Here is a 518-nt window from a genome sequence, read left to right as displayed (position 1 = left end):
AATTCTCCAGGCACACCGATTCCACAAAGTTTCATCTGATTCAATATATATATACGAGTGTTAGAAACTGGTTTCCCTATTGGAATAAGGTTAGAGAATTCATCTTTGGCATTGTATTCCCAATGTGTTGCTAAAACTGTATTTTCTGTAGGACCATATGCATTTATATATCTACAATTTTCATCTATTTTTTTTATAATTTCTGTATTTGAAGCCGAACCACCTGTAGTTAAAATTCTTAATCCTTCTGGCTTCGCTTGTATATAGTACTGTGGTGGTAATAACGTTATTGTTATTTCATTATCTACTACAAATTTATTGAATTTATCAATGTCTGATATTTCTTCTTTGGAAACAATTTTAAGTGTTGCCCCCGTCAATAAAGATATGGTCATTTCCCATACCGATGCATCAAATATATAATTTGCGAATTGGAGAATATGATCCTTTTCTGTAATTTGATAGAGTTCCGTTAGGTACTCTTTCATCGTGATAACACCTTTGTTTTCAATCATAAC

At 31.9% G+C, this 518-nt stretch carries 1 protein-coding gene; it reads right to left on the bottom strand.

The genetic code is table 11. The annotated features are described in order from the left end of the window. A partial coding sequence (locus MR167_RS31725) for an AMP-binding protein (RefSeq protein WP_242316250.1) occupies nucleotides 1-488 on the bottom strand: 488 nt, incomplete at its 3' end. Nucleotides 489-518 lie beyond the last annotated feature (30 nt).

It is taken from the genome of Bacillus cereus group sp. BfR-BA-01355, from assembly GCF_022663675.1.
Taxonomy (GTDB): Bacteria; Bacillota; Bacilli; order Bacillales; family Bacillaceae_G; genus Bacillus_A; species Bacillus_A thuringiensis_S.
This window is presented reverse-complemented; position numbering and strand designations above follow the sequence as displayed.